Here is an 8,350-nt window from a genome sequence, read left to right as displayed (position 1 = left end):
ACCATATCTCGGCGACATGGATGTCCTGCCAGAGCGCGAAGCGTGCGCGATGATCCAGATGCGGCGGCAGATCCGCCGATGAGAAGACGTTCTTTTGCAAGGGGCAACCGGCCTTTTCTACAATCGCGTCTTCATTTCGACACGCACCGTATGGGACCAGATCACGGTCTGTCCAGAGCCGGAAATACTTGTGCGCCAGGTGACAATTCCAGTGCCGTCATGGACAAGGATTGGCTTAATTTCGTGGATTGGGCTGGTTGAATTTCGGATTACTCGAAAATACCCAGTGCCGACGAATCGCGCCACCCTACTCCGGCGATGGCACCGGCGGCCGTGATGTCAGCGCCGTGCCGAAGGCGGCGACAACAACGGCTGCGATCCCGGCCAATTGCGTGGTGGTGAGGCTCTCGTGCAGGAACAGGAAGCCGGCCAGTGCACCCAGCCCCGGCTCCAGGCAGGTCAGCGTGCCGTAGATGCGCGCCGGCATGCGGGTCAGCGCCACCATCTCCAGAAAGAACGGCAACGCGCTGGAAAACAGGCCGACCAGCAGCGCGCTGACCAGGATCGACGGCGACAGCAGCGCGGATCCCGCCTGCGCGATACCGAAGGGCAGCACCAGCACGGCGGCGATGGCCATGCCGTAGGCAGTGGTGCGGGTACCAAGCTCCGCGCCGGCCTTCTGGGCCAGCACGATATAAAGCGCCCAGAAGCCGCCGGCCGCCAGCGCCAGCATCACCCCGATCGGATCAAGCGGCGCGAGGGAATGAACGAAGGGCGACAACAGCAGGATGCCGGCCACCGCCAGCGCGATCCAGGCAAAGTCGCTGGCGCGCCGCGAGCTTAAGGTCGCCACCAGAAGCGGGCCGGTAAACTCCAGCGCCACCGCGATGCCGAGCGGAATCCTGGCCAGCGCTGCGTAGAACAGGAGGTTGAGCGCGCAAAGCGTCACCCCATAGGCGACCAGCCACGGCAGAGTGGCACGCGAGGGCCGCATCTGCCAGGGCCGCAGCACCGCGATCAGCATCAGCGCACCGATGACCAGCCGCAGCGTTGTCGTGCCTTGCGCGCCGATCTGCGGGAACAGGCCCTTGGCGAAGGCGGCGCCGATCTGGATCGACACCATAGCGCCCATCAGTGCTGCGACCGGCAGGGGCGCCGCTTGGCGACTGGCAACCGGCGTCGATGTCACTTGGTTTTGTCCTTCCCCGATGCCAGGGCAGAAACCGCCTGACGGTGTGGAGTTAGGACGAACCAGCCGGCCTGTCGTGAGGCAGCGGCAACTGCTCGCTAGGGCAAGGACTGCAGGCACCCTATGAGTCTCCCGGACCGCGGAGCGTTCATTGCCGCGGCGCACAAGAATAGCTGGAGATGATCCTGTAGGTGCCAGACCGCAACGACACGCTTCAGGCGGTGGCAGCCGAGCGCTTGAAGAGGATGGTGACTTTAGTGCCCTCGCCAGCGCTCGACTTCACGTCGAACTCCGCCTTGGCATTCTCGGTCAGCGAGCGGGCGATCAGCGCGCCGAGTTTGCCGCGCTTGGGCCAGCTCTCGCCCTCCGGCAGGCCAATGCCGTCATCGGCGATCACGATGCGGCAGCCATCGCCGTCAACCACGCTGTGCAGGGTGATCGTGCCGCCGTTGCGCCCCTGGAAGGCATGTTTGAGCGCATTGGTCAAAAGTTCGTTCACCACCAGCCCGGTCGGCATGGCGACGTTGATCGACACCGGATAGGTGTCGACCTTCATGTCGAGGCGGATGCCCTCGACCGCATGCGAGTTCATCACCGCCGACGCGATCTGGCTGAGATAGACACCAAGATCGACCTCATCCTTGTCATAGTCCCCCGACAGCGTCTGGTAGAGGATCGCCAGCGCATCGACGCGACCTGCCAGCCGCTCGAAACGCTTCTGATCCGGTTCGGCCGCGTTGCGCGTCTCCATCCGGATCAGTGCGGTGATCATCTGGAGATTGTTCTTTACCCGGTGCTGCAGTTCGCGCAGCAGCGTGTCCTTCTCGCGGATGCGCTCATCGAGCGATCGCGCATCCTCCGTTTCGCCATGGGCCGAGACGTCGACCAGCGCCACCAGCCGGAAGCAGACCTTGCCATTGTCGTCCTCGATGACATTGGAATAGACGTCGACGATCGCCGGTTGGTCTTCTGTCCGCTCCAGCCGGAACGTGCCGATGAAATCGGTGTCCTCGACCACGACCTCGAACAGCGGCCGGTCCTTCTGCTTGTGCAGGCCGGTGCCGGAAAGCGCCGCCCAGTGTTGCCGAGCGAGCGTCGCCGCCTTGAGGCCGGACAGTTTCTCGAATTCCGGATTGGCATAGACGACACGCTCCTTCGAACCGAGATCCGAGACGGCAATGGCGATCGGTACCTGGTCGAGGAACTTCTTGAACTGTTCGCTTTCCAGCGCGCTGGCAAGGTCCGGCGTTTCGAGCAGCTGCCCGACCGCTTCGGCCTTCTGTGTATCGGATGTCATCTGCGGCGCCTGTGCTGTGTGATCACCATCAATAACAGCGATGCGATCTCCCCGCCATCGCCAAAGCACGAGGCGGCATTTCACGCGCCGTCACAAGTGGTGTGTCGCACAATCTCGAAATCTGCGTAGCCGCGTCGAAATTGACCGAGGCCCAGGGAACCGCTCACGAGGCCGGCTTCGACGCCAGCCTTGGCCCGGTCTTGACGTCGACGATCTCAGGCTTGGCACTGTCCACCGTGCCATCCCAGCCGCCACCGAGCGCCTTGTTGAGGGCGATGTAGTTGGTCGCCAGCAGGACGCGGCTTTGCAGCAGCGAGTCCTCGGCCGAGTAGAGCGAGCGCTGGGCGTCGAGCACATCGAGAAGGCTTGTCTCGCCGGCCTTGTAGAGCGTGCCTTCGAGCCGCGCCGCATCGCCATAGGATTTCGCCGAAGAGGCGAGCTTGCCGATCCGGATGCGCTCCTGCGACAACAGCACAAGCGCGTTCTCGACATCCTCGAGCGCCGTCAGCACCGAAGACCGGTATGCGATGAAATATTGATCGCGCTGCGCCTTGGCGACCTCGACGGCCGCCTGCAATTGACCGGCATTGAACAAGGGCACGCTGAGCGTCGGCCCGAACGACCAGCCGATCGACGAATTCTTGCCGAGATCGCCAAGCTTCAGCGCCGCCGTGCTGATGTCTCCCGTCAGGCTGACCGAGGGATAGCGGGCGGCCTCTGCCTGGCCGATCTTGGCGGTGTATTGCGCATATTGGCGTTCCGCCATGCGCAAATCGGGTCGCGAAAGCAAGAGGTCGGCGGGAATTCCGGTGGGCATCGGCAGGCGTGGTGCAGGGATCGGGGCGACCCGCTTCAGCCGCTCGCTGAGCGAGGCAGGCGGCCGGCCGGCCAGCACGGCGAGACGATGCACGGCCTGGGCATAGCTTGCCTCCAGCGTCGGCACCGCGGCTTCGGTGCTCGCTGCCTGCCCCATCGCCTTGGCGACATCGGCGGCGGTCGCCGTGCCCGCCTGCGCCATGGTGCGGGTAAGTTCGGCGGTCTGCCTTTGCGACGCGGCCGAGCGCCGGGCGAGCGCGATGCGGGCCTGGTAGCCGCGCGCCTGGGTATAATAGGAAGCGACATCGCCGACCAGGGTAAGAAGCGTCGAGCGCAGTTCCTCCTGCGAGGCGTCCAGCCCGTAGCGCGCGGCCTCGACGCCTCTGCGGTTGGCGCCGAACAGGTCGAGTTCCCAGCTTGCATCGAAGCCGGCCTGGTACTCGCTGTAGGTGGCGTCAGAGCCTGATGTGGTCTCGGCTGACTTGTTGCGGGTGGCCGAGCCGGAGCCGTCGACCGACGGCAGCAACGTGCCGGCACTCTGGCGGTAGCTGGCGCGCGCCTCGCGGATTTTTGCCTTGGCGGTGGCGACATCGAGATTGCCGGCAACCGCTTCCTCGACAAGCGTGTTCAGCTCGGGATCGCGCAGCCGCTGCCACCATTTTGACAGTTGCGCCGGCTGGGCAGGCTTTGTCGGCTTGTGGCCGCTCCAGCTTGCTGGCATCGCCAATATGGGCGTCTGATAATCCGGACCGACGACGCATCCCGCGAGCAGGACAGCGGTAATCATAGGCGCAAGAAGCCGCCTCGCGGCCACCGAGCCACGTTCCAAACCTGTCATGTGAAGTTGTCCTTATTGCTGGTTGGCCGTCACCGGCGTCTCGCCCGTATCTGGTTTGGCCGCCCTGCCCTTGAAGATGCGCCGCACGGTGACGAACAGCAGCGGCACCAGGAAGACACCGATCACCGTCGCTGCGATCATCCCGCCCATCACGCCGATGCCGACGGAGTTCTGCGCACCCGAGCCCGCACCGCTGGCAATCGCCAGCGGCAACACGCCGAGGATGAAGGCCAGCGACGTCATCAGGATCGGCCGCAGCCGCTGTCGTGCTGCCTCCAGCGTCGCCTCGACGAGCCCCATCCCGGCGGTCTGCCGCTCGATGGCGAACTCGACGATGAGGATGGCATTCTTGGCCGCGAGACCGATCGTGGTCAGCAGGCCGACCTTGAAATAGACGTCGTTGGACTGGCCGAACAGGCTTGCCGCCAGCAGCGCGCCGAAGATGCCGATCGGCACCGACAGCATGACCGCGAACGGGATCGACCAGCTCTCATAGAGTGCTGCCAGGCAAAGGAACACCACAAGGGCCGAGATCGCATAGAGCGACAGCGCCTGGTTGCCGGAAAGCTTCTCCTGGTGCGACAGCCCTGTCCATTCGTGGGAATAGCCGGCCGGCAGCTGCGCCACCAGCTTGTCGATCTCGTCCATGGCGGCACCCGAGCTGATGCCCGTGGCCGCCGCGCCCTGGATCTCGACAGCCGCCGATCCATTGTAGCGTTCGAGCCTGGGCGAACCGAATGTCCAATGGCTGGAAGCAAAGGCCGAGAACGGCACCATCGCCCCGCTGGCGTTGCGGACCTGCCATTTGTCCAGATCTTCCGGCTGCATGCGGAAGTTCGGGTCCGACTGCAGATAGACCGGTTTCACCCGCCCGCGATCGATGAAGTCGTTGACGTAATCGCTGCCCCAGGCGGTCGAAAGCGTGTTGTTGATGTCGGCCAGGCTGACGCCCAGCGCGCTGGCTTTTTCCTGATCGATGTCGACCGAGAATTGCGGCTGGTCTTCCTGCCCGTTGGGCCTCGTGTTGGCGAGCAGCTTGTTCTGCCCGGCCAGGTTCAGAAGCTGGTTGCGCGTCTGGATCAGCGCGTCATGGCCCGCGCCGTTGACATCCTGCAGGTAGAAATCGAAGCCGTTGGTGTTGCCGAAGCCCTGGATGGCGGGAGGCGCAAGCGCGAAGACCTGCGCATCCCTGATCTTCGAAAACGCGCCCATCGCCCGGCCGGCGATTGCCTGCGCGGCAGAAGCCGGCGATTTCCGCAGGTCGAAGTCCTTCAGCCGCACGAAAGCAATGCCGACATTCTGCCCTGCGCCGCCGAAGCCGAAGCCGGAAGCGGTGAACACCCCGTCGACGACGTCCTTCTCCTGATTGAGATAATGGTCGGTCACCTCTGCCAGCACCCGCTCCGTGCGATCCTGCGTCGCGCCGACCGGCAGCGACACGCTGGTGATCAGGATGCCTTGGTCTTCTTCCGGCAGGAACGAACTTGGCAGCCGGGCAAACATCCAGCCCACGGCAACGACGATGGCCAGGAAGACGGCGAGGAAGCGCCAGGACCGGTTGATAATGCCGTGCGAGCCGTCGCGATAGGCAAGCGTGCCGCGATCGAAGACCCGGTTGAACCAGCCGAACGGGCCCGTTTGCGTCGCATGGTCCTTGGGCGGTCGCAGGATCGTGGCGCAAAGTGCGGGCGTCAGCACAAGGGCGACCAGCACGGACAACACCATCGCCGAGACGATGGTCACCGAGAATTGCCGGTAGATGATGCCGGTCGAGCCGCCGAAGAAAGCCATCGGCACGAACACGGCCGAAAGCACGGTGGCGATGCCGATCAGCGCTCCGGTGATTTCGTGCATCGACTTGCGCGTCGCCTCCTTCGGCGGCAGGCCTTCCTCCTGCATCACGCGCTCGACATTCTCGACGACGACGATGGCGTCGTCGACGAGCAGACCGATGGCCAGCACCATGGCGAACATGGTCAGCGTGTTGACGGAATAGCCGAACAGCGACAGCACGCCGAACGTGCCGAGCAGCACCACCGGCACGGCGATCGTCGGGATGATGGTGGCCCGCAGATTCTGCAGGAAGATGAACATCACCAGGAACACCAGCACGATCGCCTCGGCCAGCGTCTTGACCACTTCCTCTATCGACAGCCGCACGAAAGGCGAAGTGTCGTAGGGATAGACGACCTCGACGCCTTGCGGGAAGGTCGAGCTCAGCCGGGCGATCGTCGAGCGCACCGCTTCGGCGGTGTTGATGGCGTTGGCGCCGGTCGCCAAATTGACGGCCACGCCGGCCGCGGGCTTGCCGTTGTAGTTGGCCTGCGTCGTGTAGCTTTCGGCGCCGAGTTCGACGGTGGCGACATCGTTGAGGCGAACCAGCGAGCCATCGGTTTGGCTCTTCAGGATGATGTTGCGGAACTGTTCGGCGGTCTGCAGCCGGCTCTTGGCCGTCACCGTGGCATTGAGCTGCTGGCCCTTGCGCGCCGGCAGGCCGCCGAGCTGGCCGGCAGAAACCTGCGTGTTCTGCGCCTCGATGGCGGTCGCCACGTCGCTCGGCATCAGGGCATACTTGGCGAGCTGGTCCGGATCGAGCCAGATGCGCATGGCATAGCCGGAGCCGAACAGCTGCGTCGAGCCGACGCCTTCGACGCGCTTCAGCGTGTCGTTGACGGTGGCGTCGACATAGTCGGCGAGATCGGTCGAGTTCATCTTGCCGTCGGTCGAGACGAAGCCGATGACCATAAGGAAGCCGGTCGAGGATTTGGAGACGGTGATGCCATTGCTCTGCACCACCTGCGGCAGCTGCGACTGCACCAGCTGAAGCTTGTTTTGCGTCTGCACCTGGGCGGTGTCGGGATCGGCTGCGGTGGTGAAGGTCAGCGTGATCGAGGCCGAACCGGTCGAGGTCGACGTCGCCGTCATGTAGTCCAGATTGTCGATGCCGGTCATGCCTTGCTCGATGACCTTGGTCACCGAGTTCTCGACCGTCTGCGCGTCGGCGCCCGGATAGGTGGCGCTGATGTTGACTGTCGTCGGCGCGATCTGCGGATATTGCGAGATCGGCAGTGAGGTGAGCGCCAGAAGCCCGCCCAGCATGATCACGATGGCGATCACCCAGGCGAAGATCGGCCGGTTGATGAAGAATACGGACATCGCCTCAGTTCCCGGTCGCGGCGGCAGGAGCCGGTTTGGCAGCGTTGGACGCGGCCGGTGCGGCGGACGTGCCCTGCCCGCGATCCTTGACCTCGCCGGTCGTCTCGTCGATCGTCACCTCAACGCCCGTCGCATCGCCGCCGGGGCGCACCAGCTGCATGCCCTCGACAATGACACGATCACCGTCGCCGACACCCGAATCCACCAGCCAGTTGTTGCCGACGCTGTTGCGCACCGCGAGCACCCGCGTCTCGACCTTGCCCTGCGCATTGATGACCATGGCCGTGGCCTCACCCTTGGTGTTGCGGCTGACGGCGCGCTGCGGCACCAGGAAACTGTTCTGGGCAACGCCCTCCTCGACCAGCGCCCGCACATACATGCCGGGCAGCAGCAAGCGATCGGGATTGGGGAATTCGGCCCTGAGCGCGAAGGTGCCGGTGGTCTGGTCGACATTGGCGCCGGCGAATTCCAGCTTGCCGGTCTGCGTGTAGATGGTGCCGTTCTCGAGCTTCAGCTTGACGCTGACATTGGGGCCGCTGAACTTCAGCCGCCCTTCCGAGATCGCCTGGCGCAGATTGAGCAGGTTGGTGCTCGATTGCGTGACGTCGACATTGATCGGATCGAGGGCACGGATGGTGGTCAGCACAGTGTCCTGGTTGGCGGTCACCAACGCGCCGGGCGTCAGCGTGGACTTGTCGATGCGGCCGGCGATCGGCGCCGTGATCGAGGTGCGGTCGAGACTGATGCGCGCCGTCTCGGCGCTGGCCTTGGCCGAGGCGACATCGGCTTGCGCCTGCGCCAGCGTGGCGGCGGCATCGTCATAATCCTGTTTGGAAACAACGTTCTGTTTCAAAAGCCCTGCATAACGGTCGAACTTGGCCTGCGCAGTCGGCACCGCCGCTTGCGCCTTCTGCTGGGCGGCGACCGCGCTGTCATAGGCTGCCTTGTAGCTTGCCGGATCGATCAGGTAGAGCGGCTGTCCCGCAGCAACTTCGCTGCCCTCTTTGAACAGGCGCTGCTGGATGATGCCGTTCACTTGCGGGCGCACCTCGGC

5 protein-coding genes are annotated in these 8,350 nt (G+C 64.4%); all 5 read right to left on the bottom strand.

Annotated elements, in window-relative coordinates; genetic code table 11:
- Positions 1-307: 307 nt before the first annotated feature.
- Positions 308-1,189 (bottom strand): DMT family transporter, encoded by an 882-nt coding sequence (locus EN984_RS13910; protein ID WP_127269637.1) that lies wholly within the window; start codon positions 1,187-1,189, stop codon positions 308-310.
- A gap of 214 nt (positions 1,190-1,403) precedes the next feature.
- Positions 1,404-2,486 (bottom strand): histidine kinase dimerization/phosphoacceptor domain -containing protein, encoded by a 1,083-nt coding sequence (locus tag EN984_RS13905; RefSeq protein ID WP_127269636.1) that lies wholly within the window; start codon positions 2,484-2,486, stop codon positions 1,404-1,406.
- Between the two features lie 163 nt (positions 2,487-2,649).
- On the bottom strand, positions 2,650-4,140 hold the full coding sequence (locus EN984_RS13900) for an efflux transporter outer membrane subunit (RefSeq protein ID WP_127271114.1): 1,491 nt from the start codon (positions 4,138-4,140) through the stop codon (positions 2,650-2,652).
- Positions 4,141-4,152: 12 nt separating this feature from the next.
- Positions 4,153-7,296 carry an efflux RND transporter permease subunit gene (locus EN984_RS13895; protein WP_127271112.1) on the bottom strand — a complete coding sequence of 1,048 codons (3,144 nt, stop codon included), beginning with the start codon at positions 7,294-7,296 and terminating at the stop codon, positions 4,153-4,155.
- A 4-nt stretch (positions 7,297-7,300) separates the two neighbouring features.
- Positions 7,301-8,350 (bottom strand): efflux RND transporter periplasmic adaptor subunit (locus EN984_RS13890; RefSeq protein WP_127383789.1); only part of this gene is annotated, 1,050 nt, incomplete at its 5' end.

Origin of the sequence: Mesorhizobium sp. M7A.F.Ca.CA.004.12.1.1, assembly GCF_003997835.1 — a bacterium.
Classification (GTDB): domain Bacteria; phylum Pseudomonadota; class Alphaproteobacteria; order Rhizobiales; family Rhizobiaceae; genus Mesorhizobium.
Note: the sequence above shows the minus strand (reverse complement) of the source record. Positions and strands in the feature narration are given on the sequence as shown.

Bases quoted from the DNA above. Each gene is read 5' to 3' on its own strand.
- EN984_RS13905 (WP_127269636.1), bottom strand. From the start codon at position 2,486: ATGACATCCGATACACAGAAGGCCGAAGCGGTCGGGCAGCTGCTCGAA.
- EN984_RS13900 (WP_127271114.1), bottom strand. From the start codon at position 4,140: ATGACAGGTTTGGAACGTGGCTCGGTGGCCGCGAGGCGGCTTCTTGCG.
- EN984_RS13895 (WP_127271112.1), bottom strand. From the start codon at position 7,296: ATGTCCGTATTCTTCATCAACCGGCCGATCTTCGCCTGGGTGATCGCC.